Here is an 18,627-nt window from a genome sequence, read left to right on the forward strand (position 1 = left end):
TTCGTTAGTGTGAATGACAACAACAAATAATGTTCACCCTTATTGAGTAACTATTTATGCGTATCCAAATGATTCTATCTCAACATCATCATCATCCTGACTAGTCTTTCGGGAGGATACGCCTCACCCTGGAAGACGTCTTTTTTCTTCCAGTGGTCATAACGGAATATCTCATTCAGACCCTCGGAAGAAACTTCTTTCGAGGGTTTTTTAATACCTGATTTTCAATTTGAAATTTTTATTATTTGAATGAATTTAGACAAGGAATATACCTATGCAAACACAACGATTACGCATTGCGATTCAGAAAAAAGGCCGTCTTAGCAAAGAGTGCCAAGATCTACTTAAACGCTGTGGTGTTAAATTTAATATGGTCGGTGAGCGATTAGTGGTTCACGCCGAAAATATGCCAATTGATTTATTACTCGTTCGAGATGATGACATTCCCGGTCTGATCATGGATGGCGTGGTGGATTTAGGTGTTATTGGTGAAAATGAACTTGAAGAAGTTAGTCTAGAGCGCGCAGCACGTAACGAAGCCAGTGATTATCTCAAACTACGTCGACTAGATTTTGGCGGCTGCCGTCTTTCTATTGCGATTGATAAAGACATTGATTACAACGGCCCACAAGATCTTAATGGCAAACGTATTGCAACTACTTACCCACAATTAGTCAAACGCTACATGGACAATATTGGGGTTCAATTTACAACCTGTATGCTCAATGGTTCTGTCGAAGTTGCACCACGAGCAGGTTTAGCCGATGCCATTTGTGATTTGGTATCGACAGGTGCCACCCTTGAAGCTAATGGCTTAAAAGAAGCCGAAGTAATCTTGCGATCTAAAGCGGTATTAATTCAATCAATGGCAGTGATCAGCGCTGAAAAACAAGCCCTAATTGAACGATTACTTATTCGTATTCAAGGTGTTATTCAAGCTAAAGAATCTAAATACATCATGCTACACGCGCCCACTGATCGCCTTGACCAAATTAAACAATTATTACCAGGCGCTGAAGATCCAACCGTATTACCATTAGCAGGAGATAAAAGCCGCGTTGCAATCCACCTTGTGAGCTCTGAAAATCTGTTCTGGGAAACCATGGAGCAACTTAAAGAATTAGGTGCGAGCTCTATTTTAGTCTTGCCCATTGAAAAAATGATGGAGTAAGTCATGAAAACCGTACTATGGCAATCACTCACAAAAGACCAGCAACAACAACTGTTGGCGCGCCCTGCTGTAAATAACAGCGCGAATATCACGGCTATTGTCAGTGATATTATTCAACAAGTCCGTCAGCAAGGCGATAGTGCACTATTTACGCTTACCGAAAAATTTGATGGTATTCGCCCTACAACACTCGCTGTTTCAACAACTGACGTTAATGCGGCTTGTGCTCGATTAAGTGATGATATGAAAGCATCCTTAGAGCAAGCACATCGTAATATCACCACCTTCCACCTTGCACAACAACAACCAACATTACGCGTTGAAACACAAGCAGGAGTGATTTGTGAACAAGTTACGCGTCCGATTAATTCAGTTGGGTTATATATTCCCGGCGGCAGTGCGCCATTACCATCAACCGTATTAATGTTAGGTGTGCCGGCTCAAATTGCAGGTTGTCGTAAAATCGTATTATGTTCCCCACCTCCGATTGCCGATGAAATTTTGTATGTTGCCAAACTATGTGGCATTAACGCTATATATAACGTAGGAGGTTCACAAGCGATTGCCGCAATGGCTTATGGTACTGACACTATTGCCAGTGTTGATAAGATTTTTGGCCCAGGCAATGCCTATGTCACCGAAGCAAAACGACAAGTCAGTAATGACTTCAACGGTGCAGCAATTGATATGCCAGCCGGACCCTCTGAAGTATTAGTCATTGCCGATGAAACAGCTGATCCTGAATTTATTGCCGCTGATTTATTAAGCCAAGCCGAACACGGGCCTGATTCACAAGTTATCTTAGTCACTTCAAGCCAAACTATTGCCGATCAAACTGCAGCAGCGATTGAAAATCAATTGCGCCAACTAACACGGGCTGATATTGCTCAACAAGCTTTAACATCTAGCCTTTTGATCGTAACCGAAACATTGCACCAATGTGTCGCTATTTCCAATCAATATGGTCCTGAACACTTAATTGTTCAAACCTGTGAGCCAAGAGAGTTAGTATCATTGCTTGATAATGCTGGTTCAATTTTCTTAGGTAAATGGTCACCTGAATCTGTGGGGGATTATGCTTCAGGCACTAACCACGTATTACCAACCTATGGCTATACCCGCACTTATTCAAGTCTCGGCTTAGCTGATTTTAGTAAACGAATGACAATACAAGAATTATCTGCCGACGGTTTACTCGGTATTGCAAAAACAGTGACCACAATTGCAGAAGCTGAAGGCCTTGACGCTCACAAACACGCTGTCACTATTCGGGTTAATAAATTAACTGCACAACAAGAGAATTGATCATGAACATAGCCCAACTAGCCCGTAAAACCGTGCGAGAATTAACCCCTTATCAATCAGCCCGTCGTTTAGGCGGTAAAGGTGATATTTGGCTTAATGCTAATGAATCACCATTTGCCAATGAATACAGTATTAATCTTGCTGGATTAAACCGTTATAGCGAGTGCCAACCACCAGAGCTGATCAAGGCTTATGCTGACTATGCTGGCGTTGACCCACAACAGGTTCTAACTTCTCGCGGTGCCGATGAAGGTATTGAGCTGATCATTAAAGCTTTCTGTGAACCCAATTGCGACAGCATTCTCTATTGTCCACCCACTTATGGTATGTATGCCATTAGTGCAGAGATCAACGATGTTAACGCCAAAGTTGTACCGTTAACGCCTAAATGGCAATTAGACCTTACTGCCATTGCAGAGCAACTTGATAACGTCAAGATCGTGTTTGCTTGTAGCCCTAATAATCCAACCGGTAATTTATTGGCACGTAACGATATTATTGCCTTATTAAAGATGACGACAGATAAAGCATTAGTGGTTATTGATGAGGCTTATATTGATTTTAGTCTACAAGATAGTGTCAAAGATTTACTTGCCACCTATCCACATTTAGTCATTCTACGTACCTTATCTAAAGCATTTGCACTGGCAGGATTACGATGTGGGTTCACCTTAGCTAATAAAGAAATCATTGAAATTCTGCTTAAAATCATTGCACCTTACCCGGTGCCGGTGCCTGTAACTGAAATTGCAGTACAAGCCCTATCCGCAGCAGGTCGTGCGCGCACCAAATTTCAAGTATTGGATCTATGTGCTAACCGCGCTTACCTACAAGCAGGCCTTAGTATGTTAACCGGCGTTACTGTCTTTGATGGTTATGGTAACTACCTATTAGTGAAATTTACTGATGCCGATACATTATTTAATTCGCTATGGGATAACGGCATCATTTTGCGTCGTTCACCGATTGAAAACTGTATTCGAATCAGTGTCGGTAACCGTGACGAATGTGAAAAAACCCTCGCGTTTATTCGTGGTCAATTACAACAACAATAAGGACATTGATTGTGAGCCAAGAAAAAATTCTATTTATCGACCGTGATGGCACCTTAATTGTTGAGCCGCCACTAGACTTTCAAGTAGATCGATTAGACAAGCTACAATTTGAACCAAATGTTATTCCAGCGTTACTTGCACTACAAAATGCTGGCTATAGCTTAGTGATGGTCACTAACCAAGATGGTCTAGGGACTGATAGCTATCCACAAGCTGATTTTGATGCCCCTCATACGATGATGATGGATATTTTTAGCTCACAAGGAATTCACTTTAGTGACGTATTGATCTGCCCCCACTTTGACCACCAGCAATGCAGTTGTCGTAAGCCAAAGTTGGGGTTAGTCAAAGACTACTTACAGCAAGGTCGCGTTGATTTTGCTACTTCAGCAGTGATTGGTGATCGTCAAACAGATCTTCAATTAGCAGAAAATATGGCGATCCGAGGTATTCAATACCACCCGCAAACCATGAACTGGCAACAGATCGTCACCGATCTCACCACCCAACCACGGATCGCAGAAGTGGTACGTACCACTAAAGAAACAAATATTCGTGTCAAAGTGAATTTAGATCAAACGGGCGGTAATACAATTTCAACCGGATTAGGATTCTTTGATCACATGCTTGATCAAATCGCCACTCACGGTGGTTTTCAAATGACATTAACGGTTGATGGTGACTTACACATTGATGATCATCACAGTGTTGAAGATGCTGCCCTCGCCCTAGGTGAAGCACTACGTCAAGCGCTTGGAGATAAGCGAGGTATTGGCCGATTTGGATTTAGCTTACCGATGGACGAATGTTTGGCACAATGTGCGTTAGATTTGTCTGGTCGTCCTTATCTTAAATTTGATGCCACATTTAGTCGTGATCGTGTGGGTGATCTTTCTACGGAAATGGTACCTCACTTCTTTCGTTCATTGACCGATACCCTAGCCTGTACGCTGCACTTATCGTCAACAGGCAATAATGATCACCACATTGTTGAAAGTTTATTTAAAGCCTTTGGACGAACGCTGCGCCAAGCGATCAAAGTGGAAGGTAATGAGCTTCCAAGCAGCAAAGGAGTGTTGTAATGACAGCAACAAGCAACACTCTACAACGGGTTGTGATTATTGATACAGGCTGTGCCAATGTATCCTCAGTGCGCTTTGCTATCGAACGTCTAGGTTATCAAGTGAACGTCAGTAAAGATCCTGAGATTGTGCTTACTGCTGACAAACTCTTTCTTCCGGGTGTCGGCACCGCCAGTGAAGCGATGCATAACCTACAACAACGTGATTTAGTCAACTTGGTAAAACAAGTAACCAAACCGTTATTAGGTATCTGTTTAGGAATGCAGCTACTTGGCAAAGAATCACAAGAACACGGTCAAAATGGCAACGACATTATTCCTTGTTTAGCTTTGTGTGATGCGTCAGTTGAGAAAATCCAAGCAGAGGGATTACCACTTCCGCATATGGGTTGGAATACCATTACACCACAAGATAATCACCCGCTATTTAAAGATATTCCAGTGGGAAGCTATTTTTATTTCGTTCATAGCTATGCCATGCCAGTGTTTGACAATACCGCACAGCAAGGTGGCAAAACCATCGCCAGTGCGCAATATGGCCAAAGCTTTACAGCTGCAGTGCAAAGCGGTAATTACTATGGGGTGCAGTTTCACCCAGAACGCTCAAGTAAAGCTGGCGCGCAACTGATAAAGAACTTCTTAGAACTATAAAAAATCAGCAATAACCATACAAAGGACATGTGATGATTATTCCCGCATTAGACTTAATCGATGGACAAGTTGTGCGTCTATTTCAAGGCGATTACGGACAAGTGACTGAATATAATGTGAACCCAACAGAACAATTTGCCGTTTATCACCAAGCGGGGGCTAACTGGCTGCACTTGGTTGATTTAACTGGTGCTAAAAATACTCAAGCACGCCAACTGACGCTTATTCGTCAATTACTGGCAAGTACGCCAGCTAATATTCAAATTGGTGGCGGAGTACGCTGCGAACAAGATGTCAGTGATTTACTCCATGCTGGCGCACAACGGGTAGTTATTGGCTCAACTGCCGTTAAACAACCAGAAAGGGTTAAAGGTTGGATCGAAAAATACGGTGCAGAGCATATTGTATTAGCCCTTGATATTAATATTGATAACAACGGCAACCGTATTGTGGCGGTATCAGGCTGGCAAGAAGACTCAGGTGTCACCATTGAAACGCTACTTGAAGACTTTCTAAAAGTAAGATTAAAACACGTCTTGTGTACTGATATTTCACGCGATGGCACACTCACAGGTTCAAACGTCGAATTGTATGTTGATTTATGCCGCCAATATCCACAAGTCCAATTTCAATCATCGGGCGGCATTGGCTCACTTGATGATATTACAGCATTAAAAGGTTCAGGCGTGGCTGGCGTCATTGTGGGTCGAGCTCTGCTTGACGGTAAATTTAGCGCTGAACAAGCGTTTACGTGTTGGAATAGCTAAGGAGAACACATGTTAGCTAAACGTATTATTCCTTGTTTAGATGTTCGTGATGGTCAGGTTGTAAAAGGCGTCCAATTTCGTAATCACGAAATCATTGGCGACATCGTACCACTGGCAAAACGTTACGCTGAAGAAGGTGCAGATGAACTGGTTTTCTATGATATTACCGCCTCAAGCGATGGCCGAGTCGTTGATAAAAGCTGGGTATCTCGCGTTGCAGAAGTGATTGATATTCCATTCTGTGTCGCAGGTGGCATCAAATCAGCTGAAGACGCAAGCCGTATTCTTCAATTTGGTGCCGATAAAGTTTCTATCAATTCACCAGCATTGGCTGATCCGTCATTAATCACCACACTAGCGAATAAGTTCGGTGTGCAATGTATTGTTGTCGGTATTGATTCCTATTTTGATGCTGAAACGGGTCAATATCAGGTCTATCAATTTACGGGAGATGAAAGCCGTACCAAAGCCACTCAATGGCAAACACGTGATTGGGTTGAAGAAGTCCAACGTCGTGGCGCAGGTGAAATCGTATTAAATATGATGAACCAAGACGGCGTGCGTAACGGTTACGACTTAGATCAACTCAATATGGTACGCAGTGTCTGTAACGTGCCTTTAATTGCTTCTGGTGGCGCGGGTGAAATGTCACACTTTCATGATGCATTTCAACTCGCCAATGTTGATGGCGCACTGGCGGCATCAGTATTTCATAAACAAATCATTAATATTGGTGAGTTAAAGCACTATCTAAAACAACAACAGCTGGAGATTCGACTATGAGTTTAACAACATCTATTGATTGGGAAAAAGTAGCCGGATTGATCCCCGCTATTATTCAAGATAACAACAGTGGCCAAGTATTAATGCTGGGCTACATGAATGATGAAGCGTTAGCTAAAACATTAGCCACTAAACAAGTCACTTTTTGGTCACGCACTAAAAATCGCTTATGGACCAAAGGGAAAACATCAGGCAACGTATTACACCTAAAAAGTATTCAGCTCGATTGCGATCAAGATACGTTATTAATTCAAGTCAATCCGATGGGTCCTACTTGTCATTTAAACACCACTAGTTGTTTTGGTAATGATGACACGACTAATACTCAACCGGCACTGGTGTTCCTTCATCAACTTGAACAAGTACTGGCTGATCGTAAAGGTGCAAATCCCGACTCATCTTACACCGCGAGCCTCTATAACCGTGGTACCAAACGTATATCGCAGAAAGTGGGCGAAGAAGGGGTTGAAGTCGCGCTTGCGGCAACGTCGGGTGATAAAGCGGAATTAGTCTGTGAATCAGCTGATCTTATTTACCACTTATTGGTTCTATTACAAGATCAGAATCTTGCTCTGGAAGATGTCATCAATAAACTTAAACAACGTCACCAACAATAATGAGTAATCGTCATTAATATGCAATACGTAATAATCTCATAAATCATATAATAAGATTCAAACAACACCTGTTATTCTGATATTACTTATTTTATTACGCAACGAAATTATTATTGCCGCACAAAAAAAGGAAGCTATGCTTCCTTTTTTTATTCATTTAAATGCGTATTATCGCCCCAGTGCTTCTTTATAATGCGCTCGGCACACTGAGAGGTAAAGATCATTACCACCAATCTCAACCTGATTACCATCAGCAATAGCATTACCCGCTTCATCTTGACGAATAACCATATTTGCTTTACGACCACAGTGACAAATTGTTTTTAGCTCAACTAATTTATCAGCCCAAGATAATAAATAACGACTACCTTCAAATAACTCGCCAAGAAAATCAGTACGTAATCCATAACATAACACTGGAATATCTAATTTATCGACAACTTCAGTTAATTGATAAACTTGCTCTTTGGTTAAAAATTGGCATTCATCAATTAGCACACAATCAATTTTTCCTGCATTCGAAAAGTTGATTAATATCTGGTACAAATCATCTTTTGAATTAAATAATTCAGCATCTTCTTGTAAACCAATGCGAGAGCTAACTTTACCTTTACCAAAACGATCATCAATCGCCGCCGTAAAAATAATTGGCGTCATGCCGCGCTCACGGTAGTTAAATGATGATTGTAATAATGTGGTCGATTTCCCAGCGTTCATTGCTGAGTAATAGAAATACATCTGGGCCATTAGCTTTCCTAGTCATACGAATTACATTTAAAAATCGCGCAGATGCTACATAAAATTACTGGTAATGGAAAGTACCTAGGTCAACAACTGTTATTGTTACTATAAAAAAACCAGTTGATCATCATCAACTGGTTCAATTTACGCCCATTGGGTTATTTTAATAACGTTTACTATTAACGTAATGCCGCCCCTTTTAATGGTCGGCTCGACAACCATGATAAAAGGAAACACATTAATATAAATGCAACGGTTGCCACTAAAAATGCTAACGCTAATGAATCTGTAATCCCTAAGGTTAAGAATCCAATCGCAGAAATAACGGCCACAGATAATGCATAAGGTAATTGGGTCGCTACATGATCTATATGATGACAACGAGCACCTGTCGATGACAATATCGTCGTATCAGATATTGGAGAACAGTGATCACCAAACACCGAACCTGCAAGCACACTTGCAAGCATAGGTAACATTAAACTAATTTCAGTCGCCCCAGCAAGATCACCAGCAATAGGTAACATTATGCCAAATGTTCCCCATGAGGTGCCGGTTGAGAATGCCATAATGCCTGATAATAAAAACAGGATCATTGGTAGTAATGCAGGATTAATATTACCTTGAACAAGGGTAGATAAATATTGTCCCGTTTTCATATCACCAATAACGCCACCAATACTCCATGCAAACAATAGAATTAAAATTGCACCAAACATTGATTTTGCGCCAACCCAAAGTGTGTTACTGATCTCTTTTGCTGCAATACGTTGACGAAACACAGGAATAATCGCGGCAATTAAACCAAAGCTACCACCAAGACATAATGCTTGGCCAACATTGGTATTTTCAAAAGCGCCTAATAATGAAAATGGCTTACCTTCTGTAACAAGAACTTGATAGCCCGTAAATACCATAAAAAAGAACGTAGCAATAATAAGAATAATAATTGGCCACACTAAATCACCAACTCGTCCTTGCAAACTCTCTTTGATATCGAGCTCTTCTGTTAAGTCTTTCGCCTGATCATCAACATCACCGCCGACATCAGTTCCACGGCCATGACTAGCCGCTCTTTCATGTTTTCTCATGGGTCCAATATCCCACTGGAACCATGACACCACAAACACCATTGCTAATGCAAAAATAGCATAAAAATTCATTGGAGCTAACGTCATAAAGGCACTTAATGGCGTATATTCAGTAACGCCGTGAGTCACTAATATACCGCCGATAAGCGTAATAATGTAAGCTCCCCAACTTGATGCTGGCATTAAAACACACATAGGTGCTGCCGTTGAATCAAGAATATAAGCAAGCTTTGAACGTGAAACTTGAAAACGATCAGTCACAGGACGGGCAATAGAACCAACCGCAAGGCTATTAAAATAGTCGTCGACAAAAATGAATACCCCTAAAAAAGCGGCCAAAAGTTTTGCCCCACGTTTGGTTTTAATTTTTGTCTGTGCCCACTCAGCAAAAGCACGAGTCCCCCCAGACAAAGTTAATAACGCAGTGGTCATCCCGAGCAATATTAAAAACAGCACAATACTCATATTCCAAGTATTTATGCCATCCTCTGCAATGAATAACCCTTTAATTGATGTAACAAGATAGGACGCTGTATTAGCGAAAGAAAAATCATTAAGAAATAATGCTCCAAGCACAACACCTGTACCTAAAGACAATAGAACTCTACGCGTAAGAATCGCCAAGCCAAGCGCGACTAATGGCGGAATAATGGATGTTAAGGAGTGGGAATAATCTATCAAAGTTTATAATCTCTACGACAACCAATTCTGGTTAGAAGATCTACTGCTAGATATAACCATGATGGCATATTAAATTGAGTATATAGAAAGAAGGTTAGCCTTTCCAGCCTCTACAGTAGCGCTCCATAGTTATATCTTTATCTACTATGGCAGTATTACACTTATTCAATGTAACCCCAGTAAGAGTATTTGATATATGCTTCTTACTTCGGCATTGACCCCTTTCACTAATAGTCATAGGTATCACCCTCATATTAGTTACTAATAAACAATGCACCTCTACCCTTATCATTAAAGATGTAATGAAACATTCTACGTAAACGATTCAACTTTGCAACACTGTAAGTTAAAATTATTAACAATAGATATCACAAATGGATTAGCAACAACTATAAAGGTTCAGCAATAACGAAGCGGTATACCATTTTTAATTTTATTATCATTTAACATATAAAGAGCAACAACAATAACTAAAACTGTTTGGCTCATATTTATACTTTTAATGAAGAAATATTTTATAAATAGTGTCATATACCGAACATAACTATTTTTTAAATAAAGAAATGATTAAAATGTTTTACACGTAATGTATAAAAGTATTACTATTGCAAAAAATGTTTTAATGCTGCTATTATTATTTACAGTTAATTAAAAATAACAGGAAATATAAAATGTCTGATGCAATGAAAGCGCTTTTAAACCTTCGAAGCCTACGCGCACTTTCGCGCGAATATACACTAGAGCAACTTGAAGAAGCGTTAGATAAACTAACAACAGTTGTTACTGAACGTTCAGAAGCTGAAGCTGAAGAACAAGCTAAAGAAAATGAGCGTAATGAAAAACTAGCTCAATATCGTGAAATGCTATTAGCCGACGGTATTGACCCAGAAGAATTACTAGCAAGTTTAGCAAAAGCACCAAAAACTAAACGTGCAACTCGTCCAGCTAAATATAAATTCATCGATGAAAATGGCGATGAAAAGACATGGACAGGCCAAGGCCGTACGCCTAGCGCGCTAAAGAAAGCATTAGATGATGGTCAATCTCTTGATGAGTTTGAAATCTAATCTAAGATTTTAAATAAAGAAGCCTAACTTGTTTAGGCTTTTTTTATATCTGCTATCAATATTACGATTATTATTTCGCTTATAAATATCGCTAGCAAGAATAAAACAATATATATTAGTGACAATCATAAATAACAAAAAAGCCAGACATTAATGCCTAGCTTTTTTATCACTCATTAAACTTGTATACAGATCTAATAATAACTGTGTTATTGAATACGATCAGCTAATGCACTTACTGCTAAAGCAAAATAATGCGAACGATTCCATTTAAGTAATGTTCGATAGTTTTCATATATTAGATAGGACTTACCTTCACCGCCATCAGGCTGAATTAACCATGCTTGAATATCAGCAGCAGGTAATGCACCATGACTGCTATTCATCACACCTAATTTTTTCCATTCTGCCAGTGTCTTTCCTTTTTCTGTTTCCGTACCTTCATAACTCTCAGCTAATACTTGGGACAACTTAACTGGACGTCCCCACGTATATTCACTATTCCAGCCAGAAAGTTTTAAATAATTAGCCGCTGAGGCAAAAACATCCGCTTTTGTATTCCAAATATCCGCTTTACCGTCGCCGTTACCATCAACAGCATAAGTAAGATAAGAGGTTGGCATAAATTGACACTGACCCATCGCACCAGCCCAAGATCCCTTCATATCATCAATCGTAATATGACCATCTTGTAATATTTCTAATGCAGCCATGACTTGTTTACGAAATAGAGCTTCACGACGACCGTCATAAGCCAATGTTGCTAATGCTTCAACAACATTGTAATTACCTTGAATCTTGCCAAAATTACTTTCTACGCCCCATAAAGCGACAATAAACCGCGGTTGAACACCATATTGTTTACCAATACGTTCTAACGCTTCTTTATTTTGTTGATAGAGACGATTCGCTTGCTTTACTTTCCAGTCAGGCACTGCACGAGTAATATATTGCTCTAATAACAGTTTCTTTTCAGGTTGATTATTATCAGCTTTAACAGCATGCGCTGTATATTTAATACCGTTAAATGCGGCACCGATTATCGGTTCAGAAATACCTTTTTCACGCGCTTCTACTTTTAATTTATCCACATAGGCATCAAATCCTTCTTCATTAGCAAATGCAGAAGAGGACATTCCAACCCCAAGGGCAACAAAAATCGATATCAAACGCTTATACATAATAGCCTTATTTTATTATTTAGCGGCTTTATCAGCCTTATATTGTTCTAATAAATTAGTCACTGGTGGTGGTACCTGTAAATAAAAACCTACAGTACCCAATGCTTCTTTTACTTTCTCAACATCAGCCAGTGCCAACGTTCTACCTTCTAGCTTGATTACCATAACAAATTGAGGTTTGCCAAAGGTCGACATTAATTGTGCGGGTACGTCCGCAAAATCATCTTTTTTATTAATGTAGAGATAAGTATTGTCTTTTTTTAAACTTTTGTAGATTGAACACAACATATAATTAGCCTATTTCATTTATGCGCCATACATTTCAGCACAAGATTACGAGCAATCATTCACTATTGACTCAGTTTTAAGTTAATTGTGTGAGAAGTTTGTCTGAAAAACCAACGTCAGCGCAAGGATAGCTTGCCCCTAACCGCGAGTAAATATACCATGCTAGTACCTTTGTGATAATGAACTAAATGGTTAATTTAAAATCTTAGCCATAATATACCTATGACCAAGATAGCTGAACTAAAAGGGAGCTCGTTCACGCTCTCTGCTCTTCATTTAGTTGATAATGACATTAGTAAAGTAACTAATCAGCTAAAAGACAAAGTTGAACTTGCACCAAATTTTTTCGCTTCTGCACCCGTTGTTATTGATATCTCACAAGTTGATACAGATATTAATTTTGAACAACTAAAAGCGGGAGTGATCGATGCAGGTATGATCCCTGTCGGTATTGGTGGTTGTAAAAATAAAACACAGCAAACACAAGCAAAAGCAGCTGGTTTTGCTATTATGAATGCGGCAAGACCAGTTAAAGATGAGCCATCTGAATTTTTAACTGAAACATTAGATACCCCAGTAAGTACAGATAATAAAGAACCAACGTTAATTATTCGTACACCTGTTCGTTCTGGGCAGCAAATTTATGCTCGTAATCGTGATCTCGTTATTCTCAGTAATGTCAGTGCTGGTGCAGAAATTCTTTCCGATGGTTGTATCCATATTTATGGCACGCTACGTGGGCGCGCTATTGCGGGTGCAAATGGTGAGCAAAGTGCGACAATTTTCTGTCAAAACTTACAATCTGAACTAATTTCTGTTGCGGGAAACTACTGGCTGAGTGATAACATTCAGGAAGAGTTTTGGGGCAAAGGTGTTGTCATATCTCTTGAAGACAATAATCTCAGTATAGAACACCTAGCTTTATAAAAGTTTTAAGAAGGAATTGAGTAAATGGCACGAATTATCGTTGTTACCTCAGGTAAAGGCGGCGTTGGTAAAACAACATCAAGTGCTGCTCTTGCATCTGGTCTAGCACTGAGCGGTAAAAAAACTGCAGTTATCGATTTTGATATCGGCCTGCGTAATCTCGATCTCATTATGGGTTGTGAACGCCGTGTCGTTTATGACTTCGTTAATGTTATTAATGGCGAAGCAAATCTAAGCCAGGCGCTAATTAAAGATAAGCGTGTGGATAATCTTTTTGTATTGCCAGCCTCACAAACACGCGATAAAGACGCGCTGTCCCGTAATGGTGTCGAAAAAGTATTTAAAGAACTAGCCAAAATGGGTTTCGATTTTATTATCTGTGACTCACCAGCTGGTATCGAAACAGGTGCCTTAATGGCGCTGTATTTTGCAGATGAAGCGATTGTAACAACGAACCCTGAAGTGTCTTCAGTTCGTGACTCTGACCGTATCCTAGGTATTCTAGATTCGAAGTCTCGTCGTGCAGAAAAAGGCCGTGAACCAGTTAAACAACACCTTTTACTTACACGTTACAATCCTGCACGCGTTAACCAAGGTGAAATGCTAAGTGTACAAGATGTTGAAGAAATTCTTCACATTCCACTACTTGGTGTTATCCCTGAAAGCCAAGCAGTATTGAATGCATCCAACAAAGGTGAACCCGTTATCTTTGATAAAGGTTCCGATGCAGGACTAGCCTATGAAGACACAGTTGCACGTCTACTTGGTGAAGATCGTCCTTTCCGTTTCTTAGAAGAAGAAAAGAAAGGCTTCCTAAAACGTCTATTTGGAGGCTAAGTGGCTATGGCACTGCTCGAGTTTTTCCGCCCGAAAAGAGCGAAAACTGCAAATGTAGCAAAAGAACGGCTACAAATTATTGTTGCTGAAAGACGTAGTGCTGGACAGAAATCTCCAGCCTACCTTCCACAGCTTAAGCGCGATATCTTAGCTGTTATCAGCAAATATGTTCAGATTAATCCTGAACATGTTTCAGTAAATCTAGACCATAACGGTGATGAGTTATCGGTACTAGAACTTAACGTCACATTACCTGACGAAGAAAAATAATAAAGCCCCGCTAAGTATCACTTGGCGGGGCTTTTTATTCTTTGGTTATTATTATCGCTATAATACGTCGCTTAAATTATACCGTTACGACACCCAACTTATTTTTCATCCAGTATTGCTAAAACACGAGATTCAAATAAACCCTGACGCCAGTTTTTTAGCATTTCTGGACGTTTTTCATCTGCACGTTGATATTTCCATGCCCATGAAAGTAATTGGTGAATTTGCTTTTTAGACGCTAAAAATTCAGGGGCTAATCCTGTTGTTAATTCAACGTCTGTCACCACATCTTTTAAACGTTTGACCATTTGTTTATAGCCAGGAAAATCAACTAAACGTTCAATTGCCTGCGGGTAATCTTTGTAATTAATCGCATCACAATCATGTACCATTTTTAATAAACGGTTACCATGACGCTGAATTTCCATCGGCTCAAAGCCTTCTTTTTCAAGCACTGAACGCGAAGTTATTTCTAAACGAGCCAATTTCCACAAATGTAATTCTTTAACGATAAAGTTAAGTGCAATATCACGCTTTCTTGCTTCACGAACACGCCAAGCTGCCAGTTGCTGTAATATAGCCAATTGCTTTGGTGTTAATTGCCAAGCATTTTTAATATCAAGATACGCTTTATTAGGATCAAGTACTTTTGTTCGACGTAACATGATTGCATTACATTCTTGCTGTAAAGCTTCCATATACCCAGCAGCTTCAACTTTAGCCAATAGCGTTTCATATAACGGCTTAAGATAATGCACATCGGCAGCGGCATAATCTAATTGTTTGTCAGTTAATGGACGAGCTAACCAATTTGTACGTGCTTCGCCTTTATCAAGCTCAACGCCCACATATTCCTTAACTAATGCACCAAACCCCGTTGAAATGCCATGACCTAGAAATGCAGCCATAATTTGAGTATCAAGCATCGGTACAGGTAAACAGCCAGCATGGTGCTGAAAGACTTCAAGATCTTCACCACAGGCATGCAGTACTTTAATCACAGACTGATCACGCAGTAATGCCCATAATGGTTCCATGTCTTCAACATTAAGCGGATCAATCAGTGATAAATATTCACCATCAAACAGTTGAATCAGACCTAAACGAGGGTAAAGCGTTCGCGTACGTACAAATTCAGTATCAAGCATAACAGCTGTATGCTGACGTGCTGACTCACACCGTAGGCGAAGCTGCTCAGTTGTTGTAACAATCTCGAAATTCACAATGTACCTTTTTATGACAGAACGACCCCGTTTTAGAGCCAATTAAATATTTTATAGTAAAATGCCGGCATAAAAGCCGGCATTAGATACGTGCTAGCACAATCAGTTGCTACTATTTTATCAAACCAACATTTATTGTATGTCAGTAAAGATACTACTTAGTGGTTTGCTGCGCTTTTTTATCTGACTCTTCACGTAAAACTCGACGTAAAATTTTACCAACGTTAGTCTTTGGTAAATCATCCATAAATTCGACAATTTTAGGAATTTTATAGCCCGTTAAATGCTGTCGACAATGGGTAATTAATTCTTCGCGCGTTAAACTATCATCACGTTTAACCACACAAAGTTTTACCACTTCGCCTGACACTTCATGTGCCTGGCCAATTGCAGCAACTTCTAGCACTTTATCGTGCAATGCTACAACATCTTCAATTTCATTTGGGTAAACGTTAAATCCAGACACTAAGATCATGTCTTTTTTACGATCAACAATATGCAAGAAGCCTTCATCATCAAATTTGACGATATCACCCGTTGAAAGCCAACCATCGTCGGTTAACACTTCTTTGGTGGCTTCTGGATGCTGCCAATAGCCTTTCATTACCTGAGGGCCACGTACTTGCAGTTCACCAACTTGATCGATACCAACCACGTTACCTTCATCATCAACCATACGTACATCAGTTGAGGGAACAGGTAAGCCAATAGATCCATTATAGTAAGTTAGGTTATACGGATAAGCCGCAACTAATGGCGAACACTCTGTTAAACCATAACCTTCAAGTAAATAATTACCCGTGATATTTTGCCACTTTTCAGCAACTGCACGTTGAACGGCCATACCACCGCCAACAGAGAGGTGTAAATTACTGAAATCTAATTTAAGAAAATCAGGGTTATTCACTAATGCATTAAATAACGTATTTACGCCAGTAATGGCTGAAAACGGGTAGCGTTGTAATTCTTTAATGAACGTTGGAATATCACGAGGGTTGGTAATCAATAGATTTTGCCCCCCCATTTCCAACAACAATAAACAGTTAACTGTCAGAGCAAACACATGATACAACGGCAGTGCAGTCACGATTAACTCGCGGCCTTCACTTAATACAGGACCATAAGCCCCTTTTGCCTGCATCACATTAGACACCATATTATGGTGAGTTAGAATGGCACCCTTAGCAACACCTGTCGTACCGCCAGTGTATTGTAAAAAGGCCATATCGTTGCCAGTAATGAATGGCTTAACATATTGCATTCTGCGCCCTTTACGTAAAGCAATACGCATTGAGGTCGCATGAGGTAAATGGTATGACGGCACCATTTTTTTAATATATTTCACGACGAAGTTAACTAATGTTCCCTTCGGACGAGATAATTGATCGCCAAGGCTGGTTAAAATAACATGTTTAACACACGTATTTTTAACGACAGCTTCCAATGTATGAGCGAAATTAGACACAATAACAATGGCTTTTGCGCCAGAGTCGTTAAGTTGATGCTCTAATTCTCGCGGTGTATAAAGTGGATTAACATTCACTACTACACACCCAGCGCGTAAAATACCAAACAATGCAATCGGATATTGCAATAAGTTTGGCATCATGACAGCGACACGATCACCTTTTTGCAGTTTAAGCTCATTTTGTAAGTATGCAGCAAATGCACGGCTACGCTCTTCCAACTTACGGAAGGTCATGACCTGCCCCATGTTGATAAATGCCGTTTGATCTGCGTATTTACGTACAGATTGTTCAAACATGTCGACCAAAGATGAATATTCATCTGGGTTAATTTCTGCCGGTACATCTTCCGGATAGCGGCTAAGCCAAACCTTATCCACGTGCACTCTCCTTTAAAATTAGACTGCAGTGCGCGCCTATCAACTTCACAAAACGGTAATGCTATAAATAATATAATTCGTTATAACGGCACTACCGCATATTTAATTTTGGATTAAAAATTGAATCATGGCGATATCTATTGATACCAAAGATAAATCAATAATTAATCTAATTGAGTGGGGATAAAGGCTCGAATATGACGATAAACATCATTCGAACTTTGTAAATGACAATGATGTCCCCCGAACACCATCACTTGTGTAAAATCGTTAATACCCCATCCATTAGCATCACATTGGCGTAATGTCGCGTAGCCATCTGTACCGATAATCGATAATACAGGTGCTTGAATACTACTTAACAAAGCCTGTGCATGTTGTTGTGCCATTCGGTATAAAGAATCACAACGAAGACGAGGATCATGACGCCAATACCAGCGGCCATCACGTTCAATTGTCGCTCTCTTAACGACAGCATCAAGTAACGAGGCTGGTAATCGATTTACGTTCGCACGAAGCGTCACAGCTTCTTCAAATGTCGCCATTGAGCGCTGCTGCAAACGTTGTTGTTGTCGACGATAACGCTGTCGACTGATTATGCCCATTCGTAACCGCTCTGCTGCCATATGCGGAGGTTCAGTTAATGGTGACAATCCTTCAATTAATACAATTTTATCGACATATTCAGGAAATATTGCGGCATAACATCCCGCAACAATAGCCCCAAGTGAATGACCAATAAGATGTACTTTTGCAGGTTTAAACTGCATAATAACTTGATGCAAATCATCAATATAATCAACAAAATGGTAATAATTATCGGCACTTTTATAATCAGATTTACCATGTCCAGGCCAATCCAGTGCAATAATGTCATAATCAGTGATTAATAACGGCCATAATGATGCAAACGTAGCGGCATTATCTTGCCAGCCATGTAAAAGCACCACTAAGGGTCTTGAGGTACTTACTGGCGTCATTACATCAATACTGCTACAAGCAGCAAGGTTATACTCTGCTAGCGTTAGCGTTATCTCTTTCATAA

19 protein-coding genes, 1 riboswitch and 1 other annotated feature are annotated in these 18,627 nt (G+C 40.0%); of the genes, 12 read left to right on the forward strand and 7 right to left on the reverse strand.

Annotated features, from left to right (window positions below):
- Nucleotides 1-79 precede the first annotated feature (79 nt).
- Nucleotides 80-215: a sequence feature (His leader region), on the forward strand.
- Between the two features lie 59 nt (nt 216-274).
- Genes hisG through hisIE form a run of 8 tightly spaced genes read left to right on the forward strand, consistent with a single transcriptional unit; the run spans nt 275 to nt 7,430 of the window.
- Nucleotides 275-1,171: an ATP phosphoribosyltransferase gene (hisG, locus tag ACJZU6_RS11430; RefSeq protein ID WP_080156815.1), complete on the forward strand. Its 897-nt coding sequence runs from the start codon at nt 275-277 to the stop codon at nt 1,169-1,171.
- Between the two features lie 3 nt (nt 1,172-1,174).
- Entirely contained in the window at nt 1,175-2,476 is a 1,302-nt protein-coding gene (hisD, locus tag ACJZU6_RS11435) for a histidinol dehydrogenase (protein ID WP_408900297.1), read from the forward strand.
- 2 nt (nt 2,477-2,478) lie between these two features.
- Nucleotides 2,479-3,531, forward strand: a complete 1,053-nt coding sequence (hisC, locus tag ACJZU6_RS11440; RefSeq protein ID WP_408900298.1) for a histidinol-phosphate transaminase — start codon at nt 2,479-2,481, stop codon at nt 3,529-3,531.
- Nucleotides 3,532-3,539: 8 nt separating this feature from the next.
- Complete coding sequence (hisB, locus tag ACJZU6_RS11445) at nt 3,540-4,613, forward strand: bifunctional histidinol-phosphatase/imidazoleglycerol-phosphate dehydratase HisB (RefSeq protein WP_408900945.1); 1,074 nt, start codon at nt 3,540-3,542, stop codon at nt 4,611-4,613.
- Entirely contained in the window at nt 4,613-5,263 is a 651-nt protein-coding gene (gene hisH, locus ACJZU6_RS11450; RefSeq protein ID WP_408900299.1) for an imidazole glycerol phosphate synthase subunit HisH, read from the forward strand. The genes hisB and hisH overlap by 1 nt, the downstream gene beginning before the upstream one ends.
- 32 nt (nt 5,264-5,295) lie before the next feature.
- Nucleotides 5,296-6,030 carry a 1-(5-phosphoribosyl)-5-[(5-phosphoribosylamino)methylideneamino]imidazole-4-carboxamide isomerase gene (gene hisA, locus ACJZU6_RS11455; RefSeq protein WP_408900300.1) on the forward strand — a complete coding sequence of 245 codons (735 nt, stop codon included), beginning with the start codon at nt 5,296-5,298 and terminating at the stop codon, nt 6,028-6,030.
- Between the two features lie 9 nt (nt 6,031-6,039).
- Entirely contained in the window at nt 6,040-6,813 is a 774-nt protein-coding gene (hisF, locus tag ACJZU6_RS11460; protein ID WP_080156820.1) for an imidazole glycerol phosphate synthase subunit HisF, read from the forward strand.
- Nucleotides 6,810-7,430, forward strand: a complete 621-nt coding sequence (hisIE, locus tag ACJZU6_RS11465; RefSeq protein ID WP_408900301.1) for a bifunctional phosphoribosyl-AMP cyclohydrolase/phosphoribosyl-ATP diphosphatase HisIE — start codon at nt 6,810-6,812, stop codon at nt 7,428-7,430. Before hisF ends, hisIE begins: the two co-directional genes overlap by 4 nt.
- 168 nt (nt 7,431-7,598) lie before the next feature.
- Here hisIE and ACJZU6_RS11470 read toward each other — a convergent pair whose 3' ends face one another.
- Entirely contained in the window at nt 7,599-8,177 is a 579-nt protein-coding gene (locus ACJZU6_RS11470; RefSeq protein ID WP_080156822.1) for a thymidine kinase, read from the reverse strand.
- A gap of 173 nt (nt 8,178-8,350) precedes the next feature.
- Nucleotides 8,351-9,943 carry a Na+/H+ antiporter NhaC family protein gene (locus ACJZU6_RS11475; RefSeq protein ID WP_408900302.1) on the reverse strand — a complete coding sequence of 531 codons (1,593 nt, stop codon included), beginning with the start codon at nt 9,941-9,943 and terminating at the stop codon, nt 8,351-8,353.
- Nucleotides 9,944-10,051: 108 nt separating this feature from the next.
- Nucleotides 10,052-10,233: riboswitch (Lysine riboswitch) on the reverse strand.
- A gap of 381 nt (nt 10,234-10,614) precedes the next feature.
- Between ACJZU6_RS11475 and ACJZU6_RS11480 the strand changes: the two genes are divergently transcribed.
- On the forward strand, nt 10,615-11,010 hold the full coding sequence (locus ACJZU6_RS11480; protein WP_080156824.1) for an H-NS family nucleoid-associated regulatory protein: 396 nt from the start codon (nt 10,615-10,617) through the stop codon (nt 11,008-11,010).
- 209 nt (nt 11,011-11,219) lie between these two features.
- Here the strand turns inward: ACJZU6_RS11480 and ACJZU6_RS11485 are convergent, their stop codons facing one another.
- Complete coding sequence (locus ACJZU6_RS11485) at nt 11,220-12,191, reverse strand: lytic transglycosylase domain-containing protein (protein WP_107275362.1); 972 nt, start codon at nt 12,189-12,191, stop codon at nt 11,220-11,222.
- 15 nt (nt 12,192-12,206) lie between these two features.
- Nucleotides 12,207-12,479 (reverse strand): YcgL domain-containing protein, encoded by a 273-nt coding sequence (locus tag ACJZU6_RS11490; protein WP_080156826.1) that lies wholly within the window; start codon nt 12,477-12,479, stop codon nt 12,207-12,209.
- A gap of 222 nt (nt 12,480-12,701) precedes the next feature.
- Here ACJZU6_RS11490 and minC point away from each other — a divergent pair, with 222 nt between their 5' ends.
- Genes minC through minE form a run of 3 tightly spaced genes read left to right on the forward strand, consistent with a single transcriptional unit; the run spans nt 12,702 to nt 14,513 of the window.
- On the forward strand, nt 12,702-13,406 hold the full coding sequence (gene minC, locus ACJZU6_RS11495; protein ID WP_080156827.1) for a septum site-determining protein MinC: 705 nt from the start codon (nt 12,702-12,704) through the stop codon (nt 13,404-13,406).
- A 24-nt stretch (nt 13,407-13,430) separates the two neighbouring features.
- Nucleotides 13,431-14,243 (forward strand): septum site-determining protein MinD, encoded by an 813-nt coding sequence (gene minD, locus ACJZU6_RS11500; RefSeq protein WP_045037275.1) that lies wholly within the window; start codon nt 13,431-13,433, stop codon nt 14,241-14,243.
- Nucleotides 14,244-14,249: 6 nt separating this feature from the next.
- Complete coding sequence (minE, locus tag ACJZU6_RS11505) at nt 14,250-14,513, forward strand: cell division topological specificity factor MinE (RefSeq protein WP_045026762.1); 264 nt, start codon at nt 14,250-14,252, stop codon at nt 14,511-14,513.
- A 98-nt stretch (nt 14,514-14,611) separates the two neighbouring features.
- On the opposite strand, the gene rnd is transcribed toward minE, so the two are convergent.
- The 3 genes from rnd to ACJZU6_RS11520 all read right to left on the reverse strand — a co-directional run bounded on the left by rnd (nt 14,612) and on the right by ACJZU6_RS11520 (nt 18,625).
- Entirely contained in the window at nt 14,612-15,736 is a 1,125-nt protein-coding gene (gene rnd / locus ACJZU6_RS11510) for a ribonuclease D (protein ID WP_080156828.1), read from the reverse strand.
- 154 nt (nt 15,737-15,890) lie between these two features.
- Nucleotides 15,891-17,582: a long-chain-fatty-acid--CoA ligase FadD gene (gene fadD, locus ACJZU6_RS11515; RefSeq protein ID WP_408900303.1), complete on the reverse strand. Its 1,692-nt coding sequence runs from the start codon at nt 17,580-17,582 to the stop codon at nt 15,891-15,893.
- A 164-nt stretch (nt 17,583-17,746) separates the two neighbouring features.
- Complete coding sequence (locus ACJZU6_RS11520; protein ID WP_080156830.1) at nt 17,747-18,625, reverse strand: alpha/beta hydrolase; 879 nt, start codon at nt 18,623-18,625, stop codon at nt 17,747-17,749.
- Between the last annotated feature and the right edge of the window lie 2 nt (nt 18,626-18,627).

This window comes from Photobacterium piscicola (genome assembly GCF_046058925.1).
GTDB classification, from domain to species: Bacteria; Pseudomonadota; Gammaproteobacteria; order Enterobacterales; family Vibrionaceae; genus Photobacterium; species Photobacterium piscicola.

Coding starts and splice junctions, on each gene's coding strand:
- hisH (WP_408900299.1), top strand. CDS start 4,613: ATGACAGCAACAAGCAACACTCTACAACGGGTTGTGATTATTGATACA.
- hisD (WP_408900297.1), top strand. CDS start 1,175: ATGAAAACCGTACTATGGCAATCACTCACAAAAGACCAGCAACAACAA.
- hisC (WP_408900298.1), top strand. CDS start 2,479: ATGAACATAGCCCAACTAGCCCGTAAAACCGTGCGAGAATTAACCCCT.
- ACJZU6_RS11485 (WP_107275362.1), bottom strand. CDS start 12,191: ATGTATAAGCGTTTGATATCGATTTTTGTTGCCCTTGGGGTTGGAATG.
- ACJZU6_RS11480 (WP_080156824.1), top strand. CDS start 10,615: ATGTCTGATGCAATGAAAGCGCTTTTAAACCTTCGAAGCCTACGCGCA.
- minD (WP_045037275.1), top strand. CDS start 13,431: ATGGCACGAATTATCGTTGTTACCTCAGGTAAAGGCGGCGTTGGTAAA.
- hisG (WP_080156815.1), top strand. CDS start 275: ATGCAAACACAACGATTACGCATTGCGATTCAGAAAAAAGGCCGTCTT.
- minC (WP_080156827.1), top strand. CDS start 12,702: ATGACCAAGATAGCTGAACTAAAAGGGAGCTCGTTCACGCTCTCTGCT.
- minE (WP_045026762.1), top strand. CDS start 14,250: ATGGCACTGCTCGAGTTTTTCCGCCCGAAAAGAGCGAAAACTGCAAAT.
- hisA (WP_408900300.1), top strand. CDS start 5,296: ATGATTATTCCCGCATTAGACTTAATCGATGGACAAGTTGTGCGTCTA.
- hisIE (WP_408900301.1), top strand. CDS start 6,810: ATGAGTTTAACAACATCTATTGATTGGGAAAAAGTAGCCGGATTGATC.
- ACJZU6_RS11470 (WP_080156822.1), bottom strand. CDS start 8,177: ATGGCCCAGATGTATTTCTATTACTCAGCAATGAACGCTGGGAAATCG.
- ACJZU6_RS11520 (WP_080156830.1), bottom strand. CDS start 18,625: ATGAAAGAGATAACGCTAACGCTAGCAGAGTATAACCTTGCTGCTTGT.
- hisF (WP_080156820.1), top strand. CDS start 6,040: ATGTTAGCTAAACGTATTATTCCTTGTTTAGATGTTCGTGATGGTCAG.
- ACJZU6_RS11490 (WP_080156826.1), bottom strand. CDS start 12,479: ATGTTGTGTTCAATCTACAAAAGTTTAAAAAAAGACAATACTTATCTC.